Below are 20611 nucleotides of genomic sequence, written 5' to 3'. Positions count from 1 at the left end.
CGAGACGTTTAGAGGCGGCACTGCCCGCCAGCCGTCGGGCGGTAGCCCGACTCTAAACAATCAGGGATCGCACGAGCAGTCTAAGTGTCGCGCGCTAACAAAGCCGCTCCCACAGAAACCGCATCGACACCCAACTCACCGGCAACGATCTTCGTCGATTCGAAGCAGGGCTGGAATGACCGCTTGCCGGCTTCCTTCATGATCGGCGCAAGGATCAGCTCGCCCGCACCCATCACCGCGCCACCGAGAACAATTCGCTGCGGACTCAGCAGATTGATAATCCCCGAGACAGCGGTGCCAATGAATTTTCCCGTGCGTTCGATCATCATGATCGAGAAGTCGTCACCTTCGGTCGCCTCGTGAGCCAGATCAGCCGCGGTAAAGTCGTCGCGGATCGCGAGCCGTGACAGCGAAGAGGTCGAATCGCGATTCAGACGCTCTCGAGCCCGGCGCGCAATGTTTGGCGCTGATGCTACTGTCTCGAGGCACCCAATGTTCCCGCACTCGCACTGGATCCCGTCGGGATTGATCATGGTGTGGCCGATTTCGCCGGCACATCCCGACGAGCCCGTCCAAAGCTTTCCGTTGACGATGAACGCGCCGCCAACATTGTCGCCAATGTAAATGTAAAAGAAATCGAGAGCTTCGCGAGCCGCGCCGGCGTGCAATTCCCCGTAGGCCGCCGCGTTCGCGTCGTTCTCAAGCTCGAGCTTCGTGCCAATGGCTTTCGTCAATTCCGCGTGCAGATCGGCGCCGACAAACGACGGCATGCCGGTCGAAAGCAGCACGCGGTCAGCGTCCCGATTGACGAGACCCGGTACGGCCAGTCCGACCCGTTGAATTTCGCCGGCTTCGCGCAAAGTCGCAACCAGCGCGGCAAGGTCTGAGATGAATGTGTCAGATTGATAAGGCGCTTCGCGTCTGGCGACGACTTTGCCGTCCGCGGACACGACCGCCGCGCGCATCAAGCTCGGCGCGACTTCCACACCGGCAAAAAAGTTATTCGAGGGGGTAGACATAGGTACAGGTTCTTTCGAATGAACTAGGGCGGGCAGGAATTTCGCGGCGATCTTAAGCGACGCGTGTTAGGCTGTCAAACGGCGTCTGGTGCGTGTAGAATTGCCCGCGAATTCAATGGTCGCGGCAAGTCAAACCAATTCAGAGTTTCCCCGACTCAAGAAGATCCTGCTGCCAACGGACTTTAGCGGCTGTGCGAATTATGCACTGCCGTACGCAGCGGCCATCGCGCGCGCGGCAAACGCGCAGATCATTTGCGTTCACGTCGTCGAGCCGGTAGTGCCCGCGGTCGGCTATACCGGGCTCGCTGATCCGATGCCGATCGCAGACATCAGTGAGCAACTCGAAGATTCGGCTGAGCGTCAATTGCCGAAGCTGGCTGAGTGTGAAGAGTGCACCGGCCTCAACGTCGAGGAAGTGATCGTGCACGGTGATGCGGCCGGTGAAATCGTTCGCGTCGCGTCTGAAGAGGAAGTGGATTTGATCGTGATTTCTTCGCACGGTCGCACCGGATTTGGCCGAATCATTTTCGGATCGACCGCCGAATCAGTAGTCCGACATGCCAGTTGCCCCGTGCTGGTCGTCAAGCCCCCACCAGAGGAGGAAACGGAGGAACAGTGAGCGGTGAACGGTGTGCAGTGAGCAGTTGAGAGCTTTAGCTCTTCTGCCAGTCGCTGCAATGCGAATGCTATTTCGGTTCGAACTGCTCACAGCTCACGGCGAACTACTCACTAGCCCATGACCAGCCTCGACTTTCTTTCCCAACTCATTCACGACTACGGCGTTTATGCGGTGTTCTTCCTCGTCATGATCGAGGGCGATATCACCCTACTGCTGGCAGGCGTGCTGGCGCACAGCGCTTTTTTCGGCGATTCAGCGACAGCCAGCTTCGCAAGGGTGCTGCTTTGGGGAACTCTAGGCGGTGTGGCCAGCGACAATCTCGCGTATTTCGCCGGCCGGGCGTTCGGCAAGAGCGTGCGGAATTTTCGTTTTTACCGCAGCGCGAAAGAGCGAATGCAGCGGTTGACAGATCGTTTCGGCACCCTATCGATTTTTCTGTCGAAGTACATTTACGGATTGCGCTGGGCGTCGTGCACTTTCTACGGCGTGGCGCACATGCCGTACGTGCGGTTCCTGCTGCTTTCGCTCGCCAGCTGTTTCGTTTGGGTGCTGATTCTCAGCGGCATCGGATTTTTCTTCAGTACTGCCGTCATGGGCCTGCTCGGCGACTTCCGAAGACTGGGCAAAGCACTGCTTGTGATCGTCATCGTCGGCATCCTCGGATTCTATTTGGTCAAGCGCGTTTGGCTTTCGAAGAAAGTTGAAGAAGCCGAGCCTGAAAAACTACACGAGATCGAACATGCCGCAATCGAAGGCTTGAAGGATTTGAAAGACGAAATTCGCGAGAAGATACACTTGAAATAAGCGGTCTTTGGTCTTTGGCGTTTGTTCTTCGATCGTGGTGGCCGCCTTGGCGGAATATAAATAAAGCAAAGACCAAAAACCAAAGACCCAAGACCTAAGTCTAAGACCGCTTTTCTATGATCATTCAATCATCAGCACCAACCCGCGTTGACCTGGCGGGAGGCACGATCGACATCTGGCCGCTCTATCTTTTTCATCCGGGAGCGATGACGGTGAATTTCGCGCTTTCGCTGCTGGCATCAGTCCGGATCGAAACGCGCGACGATAAGCGCGTCATTCTCGAGTCGCGCGATCGCGGCGTTGGCTTTGAAACAACCGTGGACGGTATCGATGAACTTGCGCGGGACGAGCGGCTTGAGCTGGTGTCGAAGATGGTTCACTTCTTCCGGCCCGCCCAGGGCTTTCATCTGGTTGCGAACAGTGATGCTCCTGCCGGTGCCGGCATTTCGGGCTCGTCAGCGCTGGCAATCGCGCTAATTGGCGCGTTGAACCGGCTGGTCGGCGATCGTTACAACCAGCGGAAGTTCATCACCATCGCGGCCAACATCGAAACCACTGTCATCAAAGTCCCGGCCGGCTTTCAGGATTATCATCCGGCGTTCCATGGCTCGGCTTCCTGCATTCACTTTCGGCCGGATGGGATGGAACGCGAACACTTGAACATCGATCACGAAGAGATCGAACGGCGTTTTGTGATCTGCTACACCGGCGAGCCACGCAACTCTGGCATCAACAACTGGGACATCTTCAAACGTCACATCGACGGTGACGCCGAGCTCTTTCAAATCTTTGAGAGTATTCGCGAGGCAGCCACGCGCATGCGAGCGGCGCTGGCGGCGAACGACTGGGCTGAAGTTGCAAATGTGATGCGCGACGCCTATCCACGTCGCAAGCGACTTTCACCGGGAATTACGACGCCGCACATGGATGCGCTGGTGACGAAAGCGCTCGCAAACGGCGCCGAAGCAGCAAAAGTTTGCGGGGCCGGCGGCGGTGGCTGCATCGCATTTCTCTGTCCGCCTGAACGGAAGCAGGAACTTGAACGCGCGCTAGCCTCGGAAAAAGGCGCGGAAGTTTTGAAGTGGAAAGTTGCGCGTGAGGGCCTGGTGGTGAAGCAGAGCGATTAGCCTTCTTTTTGTTGCTTCACAGCTTCCACCACCGCCGCCAAGCGCGCGATCTTTTGTTCGCGAGTCTCGCCCGGAACCGGCCCGGTATCCACCACACCTGCATAGCTTCCTCTTGTCATTAGCGAGCGGTCCGGATCGCCCGTCGGTGCGTGTGATGACGTTGAAGTCGGCTGTGTCGCTGGCGCGACTGAATCCGGCGCAAGATCGGCAGGTGTTTCCGCGCCGGCAACTGGTGAAGCGGTCGCCGCGGCTTCGCTCAGAGGAGCGGCTGAAGCGGCGCCGGTTGCGGCTTGTGCTTCTGCGGCCGGACGGTGCGCATCAGCAGCAGGCGAAGAATCCACCACAGTTGCTGCTGGTGCAGATTCGGGCGCGCCACCTTCTTCACGTAGTCTCTTTACAGCTTCCGCCAGTTGGGTTAGCCGCGCAATCTTCTGCTCCTTCGACTCTCCCGCAACCGGTCCGGTGTCTTTAAAGCCAGAGTAAGTGGATCTGGTATTGAGGGTTCGATCCGGATCGCCCGTGGGTTTTGCGGCCGGCGGAGGCGCCATCGCCTTTTCCGCAACCGCGGCCGCTTGAGCCGCAGGCGCCGAAGGTTTCTGAGTCGCAACCGGAGCTGCAGCGGCAGCGGGTTTCGCCGCCGGCTTGCCGTGCGCAGGCGCGGCGCCTTCAGGTTCGACAATTACGTAAACGCCCCGGTCATTCTTCTTGATGACCGGCATCGTGCCACCGGCGGCTTGCAGCAATGCCGCCAACTCATGTTCGACAAATCGGCTCTGCTTCTCGGGATCGCGCACGTGTCCCAGCGGCGGGCCCATGTAAAGCGTGCCGCAAATCTGACACTTGAACAGCACGTCATCGCCGCGCAGGTGAACATCTGACAACTCACCCGCAGTCTTCAACTGTTTCAGATGACCATTACAGAGTTTGTTCTTTTCGTTGCGTTCGTTGCAGACCGTCTGCGCATTCGTGATGTGTTTCGGAACGCGAGGCGGCGTGGCGTTCGTTGCGGCAGTTTCGGTGATGTTTGCTGACATTGATGATTCGCTGGCTTAGTTGCGATCCAATTCCAAACGTCGCGCAAATCTTAATGACTGCAAGCACGCGCGTCAAATCATAATTGGAATACAAGTGCTGGTTTGTTTGACGCAGATTAACTTCTCGTTCTTCGGTTTCCCCTCCCCGTAAACGGGGAGGGGTTAGGGGGGTGTGCGCGCGTCCTACCTCTCCCCAAACCCCTCTGCGCCACCGCAACAGTATCTCGGCAGAAACCGTTTTAAACGGTTTCCACTTTCACACACTTGCACAAGCACCGCGCTGAAGCACGGTGTGAATGAGAGGCGGATATCGAGCATGCTATCCTTCGCCCGTGCTCGCGAAAGTCTTCGGTTCGATCTTTCGTCATCTTCCGGGCGTGGTTCGTCGCCGCGCCGTGCGTCTCGGCCAGTGGCGATTCACGGTTACGGCGGGCGCGTTTGTGTTCGATGAGCAGGACCGCATCCTGCTGCTCGAACACGAATTTCGTCCAGACAGTCGCTGGGGAATTCCCGGGGGCTTTCTCAACAAAGGCGAACAACCGGAGGTGGCCATGCGTCGTGAACTACACGAAGAAGTCGCTTTGGAAGTTGCGGACGTTGAGTTTCTCTTCGCGCGCACCCTGCCAAGACCGCGTCAGGTTGAGATTTACTTCGCGTGCACGACGAAGGGTGAACCGACTCCGAGCAGTTTCGAAATCAGGAAGGCCGCCTGGTTCGCTCCCGACGACTTGCCGGACGATCTGTCGCGGGATCAACGTCGAATGATCAAGCGCGCGATCGATATTATAGAAAAACACCGAGAATGATGTATTCTACGCCTCGCAATTCATCACAATTCACCAGGAGAAGAAGATGGCGGCACCAAGTGTCCAGCTAATTCCCTCGTCCGAAGTGGTCATGCAGGCTCTGCGCAAGACCGGCGCGTTCCGTGAAGGTCATTTCGTTTATCCAAACGGCAAACACACCGCGCATTACTTTCAGATGCCTTTGGCGTTTCGGCTCTATGACACCGCCCGCGTTTTGGCGGTGGCGCTCAGCCGCAAGTTCCGTGTCGAACGCGACATCGCCAGCCAATTGCCGAAGGTCGCCGTCATCAGTCCGAGCTCAGGCGGAATTCCGGTCGCGTTCGGCGTGCGCGAAGCGCTGAGCGCTGAGCAGATCTATTGGGCCGAGCAGGATTGTGCGACTAACAAACGCGCGTTCCGCCAATACGTGAACCAGGGCGACATCAATCCGTGCATCATTGTCGACGACATCATCCGCAGCGGCAGCGCGATTGAGGAGACGGTAGAACTGGTGAAAGAGTTAGGCTCGCCGATCATCGGCTGCGGCGCTATCGTCCGCTTCACCTCTGCCCCGGACAACATCGGCGGCGTTCCGATTAAATCACTGGTCGAATTTGAAGAGCACTTCTACGACCGGGCTGAGGATTGCGTGGAATGCAAGAAAGGCGTGCCGGAAGAACTCGTTCGCTTCTAATTGAGCCAGTAGGCAGCAGCACGAAGCAGAAGGCAGTAAGTTGAGGTCAGAACCACCTGCGGTAGCGGGTGGTGGTTCGTTCATATAACGGACTGCGGCCATCCTAATTAAACCGCCGGCTACCGCAGGCGGTTCTGACTTTTAAGCCGTCTGCCGCCTTTCCTCTACATGTCGTGGCGATTCGACAGCGCCTTATCCATCGTTACTTCATCGACGTACTCAAGATCACTTCCCACCGGCATGCCCATCGCTAAGCGTGTGACGCGCACGCCGAGGGGTTTCAGCAAACGGCTGATGTAGTTCGCCGTCGCTTCGCCTTCGGTGTTTGGATTTGTGGCCACGATCACTTCTCGAATCTCGACGCCATCGTTGTTTTCCGGTTTCAGCCGCAGCAAAAGATTCTCCAGCCGCAGATCATGCGGACGAATGCCGCGAATCGGTGAAAGCGCGCCGTGCAAAACGTGATAGAGGCCTTTGTAGCTGCGTGTTTTTTCCACCGCCAGCAGATCGTAAGGCTGCTCGATCACACACATCTGCGAACGATCACGCGTCGGCGAAGCACAGAATCCGCAGGGATTTACATCGGTGAGGTTATTACAGACCGAGCATTCGGTGATGCGTTCTTTAACTTCGTGAAGCGCCGCAATCAGACGTTCGACATCGGCTTCGGTCGAACGGAGGATATGAAATGCGAGCCGCTGCGCCGACTTCTGCCCGATGCTCGGCAGGCGTTTGAATTCGTCAATTAGTTTGGTGACGGGTTCGGCGTAATCAAGCATCTCTGATTTTGGTGCTTTGTACTTTGTGCTTCGTGCTTTGTTGTCCTGGTTAAGATTCGAGTGAATTCGTTAAGGGCAGGTGGAGACAGAGATCAAAGTACAAAGCACCAAGTACAAAGAACAAAGTCACTCAAGCAAAACTAAAAGAGATTTCCCAACCCAGGCGGCAACATCGATCCCAATTTGCTCTTCATCGCTTCGTTAACTTTACGATTGGCCTCGTTCACTGCCGCGAGAATCATGTCCTGAAGCATTTCGACGTCGTTTTCTTTCACCAGTTCCGGATCGACGCGCAGTGAAAGGATCTCGTGATCGCCCTTCATCGTCACGTTAACGACGCCGCCTCCGGCTGATGCTTCGACGCGCATCTCGTCCATCTCGCGCGCCATCTGTTCCTGCATCTGCTGCGCCTGCTTCATCATCTGCTGAATGTTAAGTCCGCCCGGAAATTTCATCTTATTAGCCTCTTTGGAGCGCGGTCATCGTTGCGCGCATTTTGAATTCGTATGACCAGCATCGTAGCCGTGTCTCATCGTGAATGCAAAGCTAACGTGGTCTGGGTCAAAGCGACGTGATATAAGCCGCGAGCATGTCTGAGGCCGTTCAAGCCAAGTCTGAATTACAAAGATGGCGTGATGCTTTGGGCGTCATGATAAGGCTGATCTGCTTTCGCGCCTCATCATCAGAACTTGCGAAAATCGGCTGGCGACATTTTGCCATCGGGCTCTTCTGCACTTGGCTCGTTGGCGTGGGGCGCTACTGGGACAATCCGCGCGTCGGCCTGCTGCAACATCTCGGTATCGGCTCGGTCATCTACATTTTTGTCTTGTCTCTTTTTCTCTGGCTCGTCATTTGGCCGCTGGGTCCGCGGAACTGGACGTATCTCAAAGTCCTCACCTTCATTTCGCTCGTTTCGCCGCCGGCCGCGCTTTACGCAATCCCGGTTGAGAAGTTTGCAGGTCTTGAATTTGCGAACACAATTAATGCGTGGCTTTTGGCGATTGTCGCGACCTGGCGTGTAGCTCTTTTGATTTTCTATCTAAGGAGGTCGGGACAACTTAAATGGCTCCCCACCATCGTGGCGGCCGGCTTGCCGCTGACAATAATCGTGGTTGCCCTGGCGATGCTCAATTTGGAACGGGTCGTGTTCAACTTTATGGGCGGTATTGACGACACATCGCCAAACGATTCTGCGTACGGCATTCTATTCCTGCTTTCGTTGTTGTCCGTCGCGCTTTTTGTTCCTTTGCTAATCTGCTACCTCTGGATACTGGTCGACCGGCTCACTACCGCGAAATATCGCGTTAAGAATGATGAGTAACGACGAAAGATCGCAGCCGATTGAGCGGACGCTCACCTCGCAAACCAAACTCTACTACGACGTGGTCGCGGCGGCGTCAGCAGCGGCGCCACTGCTCATCGCTTTGCATGGTTATGGCGCGAGCAAATGGCACGCGCTGCGTGAAGCGAAGCTGATCGCGCCGGAAGGTTTCGCCATCGCTTCTTTACAAGGGCCTCATCAACATCTGCGAGAACCGAAGGAAAAAGGCGGACCGCTGCGCTATGGGTTTGGCTGGCTGACTAATTTCCATCCTGAGGACTCAGTCGCAGTTCATCATCGTGGAGTGCTCGACATGATTGACGCGCTCGTCAGCGAAGGGACCGCGGACGCGCACCGCATTTTCCTGCTCGGCTTTTCGCAGAGCTGCGCGTTGAATTACCGCTTCGCGTTCACGCATCCGGACGTGCTACGCGGGGTGATTGGTATCTCTGGCGGATTACCCGGAGATTGGGAAAGTGGGCCGTACAAGCAAACCGGCGCGGCAATTTTTCATCTCACCGGCGCGCGCGATGAGTTTTATGGGCCAGCACGCGTGGCCAACTACGCGGCCCAGTTGCGACAGCGCGCGAAAGACGTTGAATTTCGGAGTTACGATGCCGGGCATGAAATATCGCCCGCGATGCGGCACGACATCAGCGAATGGTTGAGGCAAAAAGCAGTCCAATAGCGCGTCATGTTCGTTTAGAGGCCTCACTTGTGCGGCCGGGGAACGCGCGGACAATTCCGGCGTCTAAACGAATCATGATGAAGCACTTCTCTACTGCACTCCTTCTGACGTCATTTGCCGTCGCTGCGGCCTGTGGACAACAACAAGTCGCGAGAACAATCGCGCCGCTGAAACCGCCTGAGCAGCAAACCGAAGTGCGCGCGCTGGCGGCGAACAGCTCGCCAAACCTCAAACTAATCATTGACGGCGCGACGAATCAGGTTGGGAAGACGACCAGCTACGATCCTTCTTACCAAAAGCTCGATTACCCGAACGGCGACGTGCCGATCGAGACTGGCGTCTGCTCAGACGTCATCATTCGCGCGTTTCGGACGGCGAGCATCGATCTGCAAAAAGAAGTTCACGAAGATATGAAAGGCAACTTCTCAGCGTACCCGACGAAGTGGGGCTTGCGCGGCACCGACCGCAACATCGATCATCGCCGCGTGCCGAACCTGCAAACTTACTTCGCGCGCAAAGGCAAAGAGATGGCGACGACCGGTAGCGCCGATACCTTCCTTCCCGGCGACATCGTGACGTGGGATCTGGGCGGCGGCGTCGATCACGTCGGCATTGTCACCAACGTTTGGTACAAACCTTCACAGCGTTATCTCATCGTTCACAACATCGGATCAGGCACGCGCATGGAAGATGTTCTGTTCGCGTGGAAGATCACCGGGCATTACCGATACTTCTAGTCAACCTTCGACGGTGTTCGCCCCGTCAGGGGCGAGATGTTTAGCACCTGAACCTTTCAATTTTTCCTAGTACGAATCGGCCCGGCATGATAGATTGCCGCGCCGATTCGTACTGAATTTAAGGTTCACCCAGTCTATAAACATTTTGGCTCCTACGGAGCCTCCATCGCTTCCATGAAATATAGAATTCTCAAATCCGTTCTGCTGGTAACGATTGTCACCGCGTCTATCCCGGCACTCGCTCAGAATCGAGGGAATAACGAACCAATAGCCGCAATTCGCGCCGTCCTCGACGCGCAAACCGCAGCCTGGAACCGAGGTGATATTGAAGGCTACATGGACGGCTACGAGCGGTCACCTCACATCGTTTTCATTTCCGGGGATCGCCTTACCCGCGGTTGGCAGACTGTGCTCGAGCGTTACAAAAAGAGCTACGACACGCGCGAGAAGATGGGTGTGCTGACGTTTTCCGATGTTGAGATCACGGTTCTTAGCAAAGACGCCGCCCTCGTTTTTGGCCGCTGGCAGTTGCAAACCAAAGACGAGCCGCGCGGACGATTCACTTTGTTGTTCAAGAAAACAAAGAACGGTTGGCGAATCGTTCACGATCACACTTCGAGCGCATAGGCAGTCAGTACCGGGAGCGGCCGGGATCCCCGCGCGGGCAGCCCGCGTGGGGTGGTGGATGCGACCGGATCCGTCCCTCGATTCATGACAACGCAGACAAATCTCGCCACCGTCGAACACCAGGTAGAAGCGCGCAGCGCGTCGCTGAAAAAGGAACTTGGCCTGTTCGATCTGGTGCTGACGCAGGTCGTCTTTGTCGTCGGCACAATTTGGGTGGGCTGGGCCGCGCAACTCGGACGCCATCAGATGGCGTACTGGGTGCTGGCAATCATCACTTTCTATCTGCCTCTGGCGGCGGTCGTGATCTTTTTGAATCGCCTCGCGCCGCTTGAAGGTGGCGTCTATCAATGGGCCAAGGTCGCGTTCAACGATTTCATCGCGTTCATGGTGGCGTGGAACCTTTGGATCTTTGGCATCTCAGTAATGTCGGGCATCGGCTTGATCATTAAGAAGAACATTGCCTACGCGATTGGTCCGCGGGCCGCGTGGATGCACGATAGCAAGCTGATGACGATCGGCGTCTGTGTCGCCTTAACGATCACGATCATTGCGGCATCGCGTCGAGGTTTGGTTTTCGGCAAGTGGGTGCAGAACGTCGGCGGACTGTTCCTGCTGGTGACGTTCGCAACCCTGATCCTGCTTCCCTTTATTACCGGCAACCTCGCGAACTACCATCCGTTCGCGACCAGCTTGCCGGAAGTCAGCAGTCAAAACATCAACGTCTTCAGCAAGCTGGCGGTGGGCGCGCTTTCCGGCTTTGAATACATCGCGATCCTCGCCGGTGAGTGTCGCGCACCGGCGCGAAACATCAGCCGTTCAGTATTGATTGCCGCGCCGATCATCGTGGTGATGTTCGTGCTGGGAACTGCCTCAGTGCTGGCCTTCGTCGCCCCGGAACAAGTTGATCTGATCGGTCCGATACCGCAGGTGCTTAGTCTGGGCTTTAATTCGTTCGGCTGGGTTTCGACCCTTGTATCGATCACGATCTTCGGCGTGGCCGCGCGACAGATCGCTTTGATGAGCATTTACTTCGCGGGCAACACGCGTCTGCCCATGGTGGCGGGCTGGGACAATCTTCTCCCGAACTGGTTTAGCCGTCTTCACAAACGATATCGCACGCCGGTGAATTCCATTTTGTTTGTCGGCGTGATCACTTTGGCTTTCAGCCTGCTTCCGCTGATCGGAGTACTAGAAGAGGAAGCTTTCCAGATTCAGGACAACGCCGCGACGATGTTCTACGCGTTAATTTACGTCGTACTCTTCGCCATTCCCTTTGTCGCGATTCGACGATTCGGGGCCAAGGCGCCGCTGTGGCTGAAGATCGCCTCAGCATCCGGCTTGATCGTCTCCCTGATCGCAGGCTTCTACTCAATGTTTCCCATCAAAGCTGTGGCCCAGCCGCGCGCATTCGCCTTGAAGGTGTTCGCGGTAGTTTTGATTGCGAACGTCATCGGCGTCGTCCTTTACGCCGTGCGCGGCAAACGTTCTTCGAAGGCCGCCGCTGGATTGTCTCTCTCGTCGGACGGATAGCCCATTACAACCCACGCGGCCGATTGGAAGAACGCTGGTTTTCGTCTGGCCGTTGTGATAGAACGCGCGCGCAAGCGGGACACTTCAGTACTCTTTACCCGATAGGAGAACAAAGATGAATTATGGACGCGTGATTCTTGGCGGTCTCGTAGCTGGCCTCGTCCTGAATATCGGCGAGTTCGTGCTGAATGGAGTGATTTTACACGCGACAATGGTTGAATGGGCGAGTCGTCACAACTTCCCTACCGAACCGGCCCCGTTATTCATGGCCGTGGCGATCGGTCTCACGTTCTTGTTGGGCATAGTAATGGTTTGGCTGTATGCCCTCATCCGCCCGCGCATGGGACCCGGCCCTAAGACCGCGGTGATCGCAGCGCTGGTGATGTGGTTCGGCGTCTGCTTCTATTGCTCCATAATCTACGGACTACTGATCCAGCAGCCAACCAATTCGTTGGTGATCGCGATCGGGTGGTGCCTGGGTGAATACGTAATCGCCGCGATTGCCGGCGCGTGGCTGTACAAAGAAGTGTGACGGATTTCAGGGTTGCCGACTCACCCGCGATAATTTAATTATTCACCGCTGGTTACCCTTGCGGGCGCCCACCGGTCCGTTTGGAGTAGACTTGGCGCAATCCTTTAATCGCGATTCGCGCTGACGAAACCGACTCACAGTGAACTCAGGAGGAGACCCCAGTGAACATTAACATTGGACGCGTTCTGCTTGGCGGTCTGGTGACCGGAATAATCTTGAACGCCGGAGAGGTCGTTCTGCACGATGTCCTTTTGGGCGCGCAGACAAAGGCGTTCTTTGCCGAGCACAATTTTAGGGACCCTGGGCCCAGTTTCTTGATCGCGGCGGTCGGCGGAACTCTGTTGCTGGGGATCGTCATCGTGTTCGGATATGCGGCGATCAGGCCGAGGTTCGGCGCGGGTCCCAAAACCGCAATCATCGCGGCTCTGTTCGCGTGGTTCGGCATTTACCTGTATACGGGAGTTTTACATGGACTAATGTTTGGTATGCCGGTGAACTCGATTCTGATAACGATCGGCTGGGGCTTGGTTGTTTACATTCTGGCCACGTTGGCCGGAGCGGCGCTCTACAAAGAAAACTGAAAAGCACGTCCAGACTTGTCAAACTCGCTTGCCGTAATTAATTGTGCACAGCTCGTTACGGTTGCGGGCGCCCACCGGCCTCGCACGGGCGGCGATCTGCGTCAGCTTGCGATTATTGAAGACGGCGCGATGTTCATCCGCGGCGATCGGATTGAAGCCGTCGGACGCCGCCGTGAAATAGAAGCTCTCGTTGATTCAGATTGCGAAGTAATCGACGCCGGCCGGCGCGTGGTGCTGCCCGGCTTTGTCGATGCCCATACTCATCCCGTCTTTGCCGGTAACCGGGCGAACGAATTCGAACAAAGAACTGCCGGAGCGACTTATCGCGAGATTGCGCGCGGCGGCGGCGGCATTCGCGCAACCGTCCGCGCCACCCGCAATGCCTCGCTGAACGATTTAGTAAAAGCCGGCAAGCATTACGCTGAATGGTTTCTGCGGTGTGGCACGACCACCGTCGAAGCGAAATCCGGCTATGGCCTGACGCTGGAAGACGAGCTGAAAATCCTGCGTGCGATCAGACAGCTCGACGAAAATACGGCGCTCAATTACGTGCCCACTTTTCTCGGCGCGCACGATATTCCTTTTGAGTACAAATCGCGGCGGCAGATGTACGTCAGCCTCTTGATCAACGAGATGCTGCCGCGCGTCGCTGAAGAGAAGCTTGCGGAATACTGCGATGTCTTCTGCGAAGAAGATGTCTTCACAAATGATGAAACCTGGCAGATCCTCTCGGCCGCGCGCTGTCACGGGCTCGGCTTGCGCGTCCACGCGGATCAGCTTTCATTGTCAGGTGGCGCGAAACTGGCGGCGGAACTGAATGCGGCCACCGCGGACCATCTCGAGCACACCGATGCAGAGGGAATCAGTGCGTTGAAGGCCGCCAAGGTTCAGCCGGTGCTTCTGCCCGGCTCGGTTTACGCGCTCGGATCGAAGGGTTATCCCGCGGCGCGCGAAATGATCGATGCGGGTCTCGCGGTCGTGCTGGCGACAGACTTTAATCCCGGTTCATCGCCGACGCCTTCCATGACGATGATTCTTTCGCTCGCTTGCACGCAGATGAAGATGACGCCGGCTGAGACCATAACCGCCGCCACCATCAATGCGGCTTACTCACTCGGGCGCGGTGCTGAAGTGGGCTCGCTGGAAAAAGGCAAGCGCGCTGATTTCGTGATTCACGACTGTAGCGACTATCGCGAACTGCCGTACTTTTTTGGCGTTGAGCATCCGTGGCGCGTGTATGTGTCCGGCAAGCTAGCGTTTGCTCGCGCGGGGTAGTAGCTCGACCCTTAGGGAGTGCGCGGGTTCCTCTGTTTGCCTCCGTGGTGAAAATATCGCGAAGAAGGTATTCACCACAGAGTCACAGAGAATTCACAGAGACACTGAGAGCGAGTCATCTCTCGATCCAAAAATTTTTTATTGACGGCTCCGCACTTCTTTCTTATCATCCGCATAACACTGGAAAGGAGGTGATCTAAAAATATATGAGTTCTAATCACAGTGAGGTGGCTGAGACCTAGCCTCAGGATACAATCGGTTGTTCGGATTGCTTTCCTGAGTAAGTCACCGTGACACCTTCTTTCCGAAGGTCCGGAGCCCAGGTCAATCCCAACAGTACACCGGAAAGCCGCTCTGCGACCGATCGCGAGCGGCTTTCTCATTTGCACCACGGATTCTCAGGATTCTTCGTTGAGCTAAATCGTCTAAAAAACAGCCCGCATAGAACATGTCTCCCGTCGGTGTCCAGGTCTCTCCACCGTCATAAGAGATATACCAAACCCACCAATAGTGCGTGCATGGCTGAGGTGGAGGTTCCCTCCCCGAAAAAGATAAAGACGACGGACAACGGCTCTAGGGCGCCGCAGGAACGTAACCGGCCGCTTATAACCGTGGGCACAGCCTATGTCAATAAACTACTTTGATGCTCTAAGGCCTGGGCGTAGCCGGCTCCGAAGCAGTCGTGCTGTCCGGCGAGGTGTGCAGATGAACGGCCTTCCAGTCTTTGCCAATCTTCCGGAAAACGATCGTCATCCGGCCGTTGTCCGTCTCAGGAGTTCCATTGAAGGTCATCGACTGCGTCCACTGACAGGTAATAAACGCCGAGGTGGGGCTAAGCATCGTCACCCGCACATCGCGGACGTCGAGCTTCACGTCTTTCATCTGCGGATAAGATGCTTCGCGGTTCGCCTTGAGCTGGTCCCAACCTTTGGTCACGGTGCCGTTGTAGTTGAAGAGCAGAAGACGCGGTGTGTTCTGATACGCGTTCGTTGCTGCCTTCACATCCGCGTGGCGAATTCCATCGAGCAGACTGTTAAAGGCAGCCAGCACTGAGCCTGATGGTGAGACCGCGCCCGTTGCTCCCTGACGTGGAGTCGCGCTTGGCTTCGGATCAGAAGCCGGCGTTTTAGTGACGGTCCTGGGGGTCGGCGACGGCCGCGGGGGCGCCACCTGGCGTTCACGCGTGGTAGGGGACATGTTCGGGTCGGTGGTTGATGAATTCGAGTTCTGCGCGAACACGAAACCGGTGCATGAGATCAGAACTGAAGCTGCCACGAAGAGTCTTTTCATTTATATAATCCTCAGTTAAAAGCCGCGGGGGCACGGTGCGGGACGATTCTAAACTAAGTCAACTGAATTGCGGCTAATTATTTATGGGATGGGAGTGGCCCAGACTTGCTCCGTGTTCGTTAAGAGGGTAAACACGCTTTCAGCGTGCTTGATCGCCAAAGAGTAAGCACGCTGGAAGCGTGCGTACCGAGTTACCGGCTGAAGCTTATGCTACGAGAACTCATGCCACGGCACCTGGCTGCGCAGCCTCGTTCCGGAACGGTCGCGGCCGATGATATCGAAGACTTCAAACATCGATGGACCCACGGCCTGGCCAGTGAGCATTGTGCGGGAAGAGTTAATCAGCAGACCCGCCTTCACGCCGGCTTCATCTGAGAAAGCCCGCAAGGCTTCTTCGGCAGTCGTCGCATTGAACGGCTCAATATTTTCCAGGCGGTCGGCCAGCGACGGCAGCAGCTCCTTCAGACGCGGCTCCTTCAAAATATTCTTCTTCACCGCCGCTTCATCAAAGTCGAAGTCTTCTGAAAAGTAGGCGCGCCCTTGCGCAGAAAAATCCTTGAGCGTAAAGAACCGATGGCGGATTAGCTCAACCGCTTTTTCGAACCAGTCGCGCTCGTCCTCATCGTATTCTTCCCGCCAAAGTCTCGCCGCCCGCAGTTCTTCCTTAACCATCGGCAGCAATTCGCTGAGCGGCATCGTGCGAATGTACTCAGCGTTCATCCAAAGCGCTTTGTCGTCAGTCCAGTGCCGCGGATCGTTCTCCTGAAAATTGAAGACGGCATTCGCGCGGCCGATGCCTTCCAGCGAGAACTTCTCGATCAGTTCATCACGCGACAGAACCTCTTTTTCGTCCGGCGGCGACCAACCAAGCAGCGCGAGAAAATTCTGAAAAGCTGCGGGCACAAAGCCCCGATCGCGATAAGTGGTGAGCGAAACAACTTCGCCGTGCTTTCGTTTGGATAGCTTCGCCTTGTTTGGCGCGAGGATTAGCGGCAAATGCGCGAATTGCGGGACAGGCGAGCCGAACGCCTGATACAGCAGAATCTGTTTGTGAGTGTTCGTCAGGTGGTCCTGGCCGCGAATCACATGAGTGATGCCCATCTCAATGTCGTCGAGCACGACCGACAGGTTGTAAAGCGGATGGCCATCGGATCGCAGCAGCACCAGGTCTTCAATTTCGGAATGAGTGCGTTCCTGCTCGCCGTAAACAATGTCCGTGAAGCGCGACGCGCCTTCACGCGAGACTTTCAATCGAATCGCAAAGGGCTCACCCGCCTCGGCCCGGGCATCCGACTCTGCCAGTGGCAAATCGCGATACGGATTGCTGCGCTGATCGAGGCCTTCGGCGGCGTGCGCGCGGGCGCGGTCGGCGATGTCCTGCTTAATCCCTTTGTCATCGCGTTGTTCTTTCGGGGTGAAGTCGCGATAAGCCTTGCCTTCTTCCACCAGACGCCGGGCCGCGAGGCGATGCTTATCGGCATTATCCGATTGGAAAACTATCTCTTCGTCATAGTCGAGCTCAAGCCACTTCAAACCGTCGATAATCGAACGTGTCGATTCGTCTGTTGAGCGCTGGAGATCCGTATCTTCGACGCGCAGCAGAAACTTGCCGCCGGTCTTGCGTGCGTACAGCCAATTGAACAGCGCCGAACGCGCCGCGCCGATGTGCAGATAGCCAGTTGGTGAAGGAGCAAAGCGAACTCTCGTAGTCATTGGTCAGTTGTCAGTTTGTCAGTGGTCAGTGGTCAGTGGTCAGTTGGTTGTGGGTCGCCACCTTCGCTAACAACAAAAATAGCCAGCAAGCAGAAACAGAAGCCAGCAACAAGCGCGTTCAACTGACTACTGACAACTGACCACTGACTACTGAATAAAGTCTGGCGGAGATGGCAGGATTCGAACCTGCGATAGGCTTTTGACCTATAACGGTTTAGCAAACCGCCGCCTTCAGCCACTCGGCCACATCTCCGCGCGATCCGTGAAAAGTTATTCTAAGGCGCGAAGAATCAAAGTCAAGGTAGGTCACGGCAGAGTCGGCTTCACACCGGCGTATAACTTCCGCCCTTCCGTGCTGAACAGGAACCACAGCGCGTAAATCGCCAGGAACGTTCCTACCGGAAAAGCCCAGAAGACCAGAATGGCGGCGATGATGCCCCAGCCGCGCGCGCCGCGCCCCAATTTCCACAGTTTGCGGCCGGCCACCGCGGTCGGCAACACGAGGAGCAAGCCCAGGACAACATAAAAGACAACCGTAAATACGCCGCCCAAAACTCCGATGCCGGCCTGATTCGCGTCGCCGGTTTCGTTCGCGAAAGAAATACCCAAAGCGACGAAGACGCCGAGGGTCACGAACATCAGGAGCAAGAATGTAAGTCCGAATAACGCTGCGAAGATCCCAAAGCCTATGGCTAGGTATTTATTGTGTTCAAGCGCGGTCATGGGAAAGCAGACTAGGCGGCGACTTCGATCGGTTTTGGCGCGTGGCGCAGTTGCACAGGAAGCTGGGGTGCGCAGCAGATCTGCATGAGCTTCTCCCGGTCGCGCTGCAACTCAGGATATTCGGCAAGCGATGCGCGCACTTCGCGGAAAATACGAGCGGCGTGGTCGTCCGGTGGATCGATCAGGCGGTAGTGCATCCATTTTCCTTCACGGCGCGCATCCACAATCTGCGCGCGGCGCAGGTATGCAAGGTGCCGCGAAATCTTCGGTTGGCTGGTCTTAAGAATTGCTACCAGAAAGCAGACACACACTTCCGAATCGCCAATCAAACTGATCAGCCGGAGACGCGTGCGATCGGCAAGCGCTTTGAAAAGATTCTCGATGTCGTAAGTCTTGCTCATAGACTCATTCGGAAAGCGGTGGGCAGTAGCCCGCCTCTAAACGTCAGTTCTGTGGTCAACGCATGTTGATTTATTCACTCCAACTGTTTCGCTGCGCCGCTCGAGCAAAACCGTATCGCGCCAGATGTTATTCAATGTACTGATCCGTTCCCGGCGGCCAACTTCTCGAAAGCCACAGCGTTTGTGAAGAGCGAGGGTCGCGGCGTTTTCAGGAAACACAGCAGCCTGCAACGTCCAGATTCCATTCTGCTCCGAATCTTGAATCAGTTGGTCGAGCAGCGTCCGCCCTACACCTTGGCCGCGACTGTTCTCGGCAACGTAGACACTAACTTCCGCGACGCCCTTGTATGCCTCGCGTCGCGATACTGGGCTCAGTGCGGCCCAACCAATGACGGCCCGATCATCGCGCGCAATCAGTCGCGCGAAAGGCAAATGCGCCGCGTCCCACATCTCCCACGAAGGCGCCGCCGTTTCGAAAGTCGCCTGGCCGGTCGCAATTCCTTCCAGATAAATCGACCGCACCGCAGACCAATCGTCAGCCGTCATCCCCTCGGTGCGGCAGTCGCTCATATTCGGCTTGACAGATATGTCCTGCATGGCTATCATCGGCTTCACATTCGCGAACGCGAATATGATTCTAGAGGAGGATTGCGATGGAAAGCAACATTGAAAACGGAGTAGCAGTGAATGCCTTGAAGGCTCATTTGGCGTTGAACGTGAGAGACGTGACGGAAAGCATCGACTTTTATCGAAAGCTGTTTGGGATCGAGCCAAGCAAGGTTCGCACCGGATACGCGAAATTCGACCTTCAGAACCCGCCGCTAAACTTCACTCTGAACCAGGGCAGCGTGCCGAATCGCGGCGCCCTCTCGCATCTGGGTATTCAGGTGCGCTCGACTGAGGATGTGCTGGCAACGCGGCAAAAATGGCACGAAGCCGGGCTTTTGACGCGAGATGAAATGCAGACGAACTGTTGCTACGCGACGCAGGACAAAACCTGGGTGCGCGATCCGGACGGCAACGAGTGGGAAGTCTTTGTGGTCCTGCAGGACAATCTCGCCGAAACGGCCCCGTGCGAATGCAGCACCGATGTAGCAGTTTCGGCAGACGCGGATGTGCAACCTGCGACGTCTTGTTGCGCGCCTGCTCCGGTGGAAATCGCGCGGTGAGTCTGGCACGACGTGCGGTCGCGGAAATCCTCGGCACGGCGATGCTGCTGGCGGCGGTAGTTGGCTCCGGGATTATGGCTGAGCGATTGGCCGGCGGTAATGTCGCGCTGACGCTATTGTCTAACACCATCGCCACCGGCGCGGCCCTGGTCGCACTGATTCTGACTCTCGGACCGATTTCGGGCGCGCATCTAAATCCGGCGGTTACGCTCAGCTTCGCTTTACATTCCGAGATCGGCTGGCGTGACGCGGTCGTTTATGTGCTCGCGCAGATAGTGGGCGCCATCGGCGGAGTCGTTACCGCAAATCTGATGTTCGGCTTGCCGCCGATCTTTTTTTCTTCGCGTACGCGCACCGGCCCAGCGCAGTTTTTCAGCGAGTTTGTTGCCACGCTTGGCCTGGTGCTTGTGATTCGAATTTGCGCGACGCTCCAACCGCGCATGATTGCATTTGCGGTGGCGGCGTACATAACTGCCGCGTATTGGTTCACCGCTTCTACGTCGTTCGCGAATCCGGCGGTGACTCTGGCTAGATCGTTGAGCGATACGTTCACCGGCATCCGGCCCGCTGATGTGCCAATGTTTGTCTTAGCTCAACTGCTCGGCGCTGGGGCGGCCGCGCTGCTTGCTCGGTGGCTTATCGCGGCCGAGCCACGAAGGAGATCCAATGATTGACAAGAAACGAGTGCTCATCCTGTGTACCGGGAACGTCGCGCGCAGTCAGATGGGAGAGGGTTTACTCCGTCACTTCGGTGGCGATCGATTTGAGGTTTTCAGTGGCGGTCTGGTGCCGAGTTACGTCCGGCCAAACGCGATTACGGTGATGAAAGAGCTGGGCATCGACATCTCGCATCATCGCTCCAAGTCGCTAAATGAATTTCTCGAAACGCAGTTCGATTACGTGATTACGGTTTGCGACCACGCCGCGCAGTACTGCCCGACGTTTCCCGGGGACGCCAAACGAATTCACTGGAGCATCAAGGATCCCGTCGTGATCGGCGACGATGAAGCGCAGCGCGAAGCTTTTCGCGAAGCCCGCGATGACTTGAAGAGTAGAATTCAGGATTTCATTGCGAGTGAAGGCAAGTGATACTTGGTGGTGTAACTCGCTTTGCTGTTCGGGGCAGTAGCCCGACCGTCAGGGAGGGCTCATTTTTAATCATG

Annotated in this window: 25 protein-coding genes and 1 tRNA gene; 16 read left to right on the top strand and 10 right to left on the bottom strand. The window is 56.4% G+C overall.

Annotation, left to right across the window (positions count from 1 at the left end):
* Nucleotides 1-80 precede the first annotated feature (80 nt).
* Nucleotides 81-1019 carry an ROK family protein gene (locus VFX97_01050; GenBank protein ID HEX5701786.1) on the bottom strand — a complete coding sequence of 313 codons (939 nt, stop codon included), beginning with the start codon at nucleotides 1017-1019 and terminating at the stop codon, nucleotides 81-83.
* Between the two features lie 115 nt (nucleotides 1020-1134).
* Between VFX97_01050 and VFX97_01045 the strand changes: the two genes are divergently transcribed.
* From VFX97_01045 to VFX97_01035, 3 genes are all read left to right on the top strand, one after another.
* Nucleotides 1135-1638 carry a universal stress protein gene (locus VFX97_01045; protein ID HEX5701785.1) on the top strand — a complete coding sequence of 168 codons (504 nt, stop codon included), beginning with the start codon at nucleotides 1135-1137 and terminating at the stop codon, nucleotides 1636-1638.
* 117 nt (nucleotides 1639-1755) lie between these two features.
* On the top strand, nucleotides 1756-2442 hold the full coding sequence (locus VFX97_01040; GenBank protein HEX5701784.1) for a DedA family protein: 687 nt from the start codon (nucleotides 1756-1758) through the stop codon (nucleotides 2440-2442).
* Between the two features lie 116 nt (nucleotides 2443-2558).
* Nucleotides 2559-3569 carry a hypothetical protein gene (locus VFX97_01035; GenBank protein ID HEX5701783.1) on the top strand — a complete coding sequence of 337 codons (1011 nt, stop codon included), beginning with the start codon at nucleotides 2559-2561 and terminating at the stop codon, nucleotides 3567-3569.
* Here VFX97_01035 and VFX97_01030 read toward each other — a convergent pair.
* On the bottom strand, nucleotides 3566-4603 hold the full coding sequence (locus tag VFX97_01030) for a hypothetical protein (GenBank protein HEX5701782.1): 1038 nt from the start codon (nucleotides 4601-4603) through the stop codon (nucleotides 3566-3568). The two genes, VFX97_01035 and VFX97_01030, sit on opposite strands and share 4 nt — an antisense overlap.
* Nucleotides 4604-4899: 296 nt before the next feature.
* Here VFX97_01030 and VFX97_01025 point away from each other — a divergent pair, with 296 nt between their 5' ends.
* Nucleotides 4900-5409: an NUDIX domain-containing protein gene (locus VFX97_01025; GenBank protein HEX5701781.1), complete on the top strand. Its 510-nt coding sequence runs from the start codon at nucleotides 4900-4902 to the stop codon at nucleotides 5407-5409.
* A gap of 46 nt (nucleotides 5410-5455) precedes the next feature.
* A complete protein-coding gene (locus tag VFX97_01020; GenBank protein ID HEX5701780.1) occupies nucleotides 5456-6082 on the top strand; it encodes a hypothetical protein in 627 nt (208 codons plus the stop codon).
* A gap of 164 nt (nucleotides 6083-6246) precedes the next feature.
* On the opposite strand, the gene recR is transcribed toward VFX97_01020, so the two are convergent.
* A complete protein-coding gene (recR, locus tag VFX97_01015; GenBank protein ID HEX5701779.1) occupies nucleotides 6247-6861 on the bottom strand; it encodes a recombination mediator RecR in 615 nt (204 codons plus the stop codon).
* Nucleotides 6862-7001: 140 nt separating this feature from the next.
* Entirely contained in the window at nucleotides 7002-7316 is a 315-nt protein-coding gene (locus VFX97_01010; protein ID HEX5701778.1) for a YbaB/EbfC family nucleoid-associated protein, read from the bottom strand.
* 134 nt (nucleotides 7317-7450) lie between these two features.
* Here VFX97_01010 and VFX97_01005 point away from each other — a divergent pair, with 134 nt between their 5' ends.
* From VFX97_01005 to hutI, 8 genes are all read left to right on the top strand, one after another.
* On the top strand, nucleotides 7451-8182 hold the full coding sequence (locus tag VFX97_01005; GenBank protein HEX5701777.1) for a hypothetical protein: 732 nt from the start codon (nucleotides 7451-7453) through the stop codon (nucleotides 8180-8182).
* Nucleotides 8175-8870 carry a hypothetical protein gene (locus tag VFX97_01000; GenBank protein ID HEX5701776.1) on the top strand — a complete coding sequence of 232 codons (696 nt, stop codon included), beginning with the start codon at nucleotides 8175-8177 and terminating at the stop codon, nucleotides 8868-8870. The genes VFX97_01005 and VFX97_01000 overlap by 8 nt, the downstream gene beginning before the upstream one ends.
* Nucleotides 8871-8947: 77 nt before the next feature.
* Complete coding sequence (locus tag VFX97_00995; protein HEX5701775.1) at nucleotides 8948-9607, top strand: DUF1287 domain-containing protein; 660 nt, start codon at nucleotides 8948-8950, stop codon at nucleotides 9605-9607.
* Between the two features lie 174 nt (nucleotides 9608-9781).
* The gene (locus VFX97_00990; protein ID HEX5701774.1) at nucleotides 9782-10234 is read left to right on the top strand and encodes a nuclear transport factor 2 family protein; all 453 of its coding nucleotides are present in this window, start codon (nucleotides 9782-9784) and stop codon (nucleotides 10232-10234) included.
* A gap of 84 nt (nucleotides 10235-10318) precedes the next feature.
* On the top strand, nucleotides 10319-11764 hold the full coding sequence (locus VFX97_00985; GenBank protein HEX5701773.1) for an APC family permease: 1446 nt from the start codon (nucleotides 10319-10321) through the stop codon (nucleotides 11762-11764).
* A 115-nt stretch (nucleotides 11765-11879) separates the two neighbouring features.
* Nucleotides 11880-12296, top strand: a complete 417-nt coding sequence (locus VFX97_00980) for a hypothetical protein (protein HEX5701772.1) — start codon at nucleotides 11880-11882, stop codon at nucleotides 12294-12296.
* Nucleotides 12297-12457: 161 nt separating this feature from the next.
* Entirely contained in the window at nucleotides 12458-12877 is a 420-nt protein-coding gene (locus VFX97_00975; protein HEX5701771.1) for a hypothetical protein, read from the top strand.
* A 15-nt stretch (nucleotides 12878-12892) separates the two neighbouring features.
* Nucleotides 12893-14152, top strand: coding sequence for an imidazolonepropionase (hutI, locus tag VFX97_00970; protein ID HEX5701770.1), 1260 nt, complete (start codon nucleotides 12893-12895; stop codon nucleotides 14150-14152).
* Nucleotides 14153-14800: 648 nt separating this feature from the next.
* On the opposite strand, the gene VFX97_00965 is transcribed toward hutI, so the two are convergent.
* The 6 genes from VFX97_00965 to VFX97_00940 form a co-directional block, all read right to left on the bottom strand.
* Nucleotides 14801-15442: a nuclear transport factor 2 family protein gene (locus VFX97_00965; GenBank protein HEX5701769.1), complete on the bottom strand. Its 642-nt coding sequence runs from the start codon at nucleotides 15440-15442 to the stop codon at nucleotides 14801-14803.
* Between the two features lie 210 nt (nucleotides 15443-15652).
* Nucleotides 15653-17155, bottom strand: coding sequence for a glutamate--tRNA ligase (gltX, locus tag VFX97_00960; GenBank protein ID HEX5701768.1), 1503 nt, complete (start codon nucleotides 17153-17155; stop codon nucleotides 15653-15655).
* Nucleotides 17156-17317: 162 nt separating this feature from the next.
* Nucleotides 17318-17408: transfer RNA gene (locus tag VFX97_00955), tRNA-Ser, on the bottom strand.
* 53 nt (nucleotides 17409-17461) lie between these two features.
* A complete protein-coding gene (locus VFX97_00950; GenBank protein HEX5701767.1) occupies nucleotides 17462-17878 on the bottom strand; it encodes a hypothetical protein in 417 nt (138 codons plus the stop codon).
* 11 nt (nucleotides 17879-17889) lie between these two features.
* Nucleotides 17890-18279, bottom strand: a complete 390-nt coding sequence (locus tag VFX97_00945) for a metalloregulator ArsR/SmtB family transcription factor (GenBank protein HEX5701766.1) — start codon at nucleotides 18277-18279, stop codon at nucleotides 17890-17892.
* 36 nt (nucleotides 18280-18315) lie between these two features.
* Entirely contained in the window at nucleotides 18316-18876 is a 561-nt protein-coding gene (locus VFX97_00940) for a GNAT family N-acetyltransferase (protein ID HEX5701765.1), read from the bottom strand.
* A gap of 56 nt (nucleotides 18877-18932) precedes the next feature.
* On the opposite strand from VFX97_00940, the gene VFX97_00935 reads away from it, so the two are divergent.
* Genes VFX97_00935 through VFX97_00925 form a run of 3 tightly spaced genes read left to right on the top strand, consistent with a single transcriptional unit; the run spans nucleotide 18933 to nucleotide 20537 of the window.
* Complete coding sequence (locus tag VFX97_00935; protein ID HEX5701764.1) at nucleotides 18933-19448, top strand: ArsI/CadI family heavy metal resistance metalloenzyme; 516 nt, start codon at nucleotides 18933-18935, stop codon at nucleotides 19446-19448.
* Nucleotides 19445-20122 (top strand): MIP/aquaporin family protein, encoded by a 678-nt coding sequence (locus VFX97_00930; protein HEX5701763.1) that lies wholly within the window; start codon nucleotides 19445-19447, stop codon nucleotides 20120-20122. Before VFX97_00935 ends, VFX97_00930 begins: the two co-directional genes overlap by 4 nt.
* Nucleotides 20115-20537 carry an arsenate reductase ArsC gene (locus VFX97_00925; GenBank protein ID HEX5701762.1) on the top strand — a complete coding sequence of 141 codons (423 nt, stop codon included), beginning with the start codon at nucleotides 20115-20117 and terminating at the stop codon, nucleotides 20535-20537. The genes VFX97_00930 and VFX97_00925 overlap by 8 nt, the downstream gene beginning before the upstream one ends.
* The last annotated feature ends 74 nt before the right edge of the window (nucleotides 20538-20611 follow it).

The sequence above is a fragment of the Pyrinomonadaceae bacterium genome (assembly GCA_036277115.1).
Taxonomy (GTDB): Bacteria; Acidobacteriota; Blastocatellia; order Pyrinomonadales; family Pyrinomonadaceae; genus UBA11740.
The sequence above is the reverse complement of the archived record's forward strand: the minus strand, read 5'-3'. Positions and strand labels throughout refer to the sequence as shown.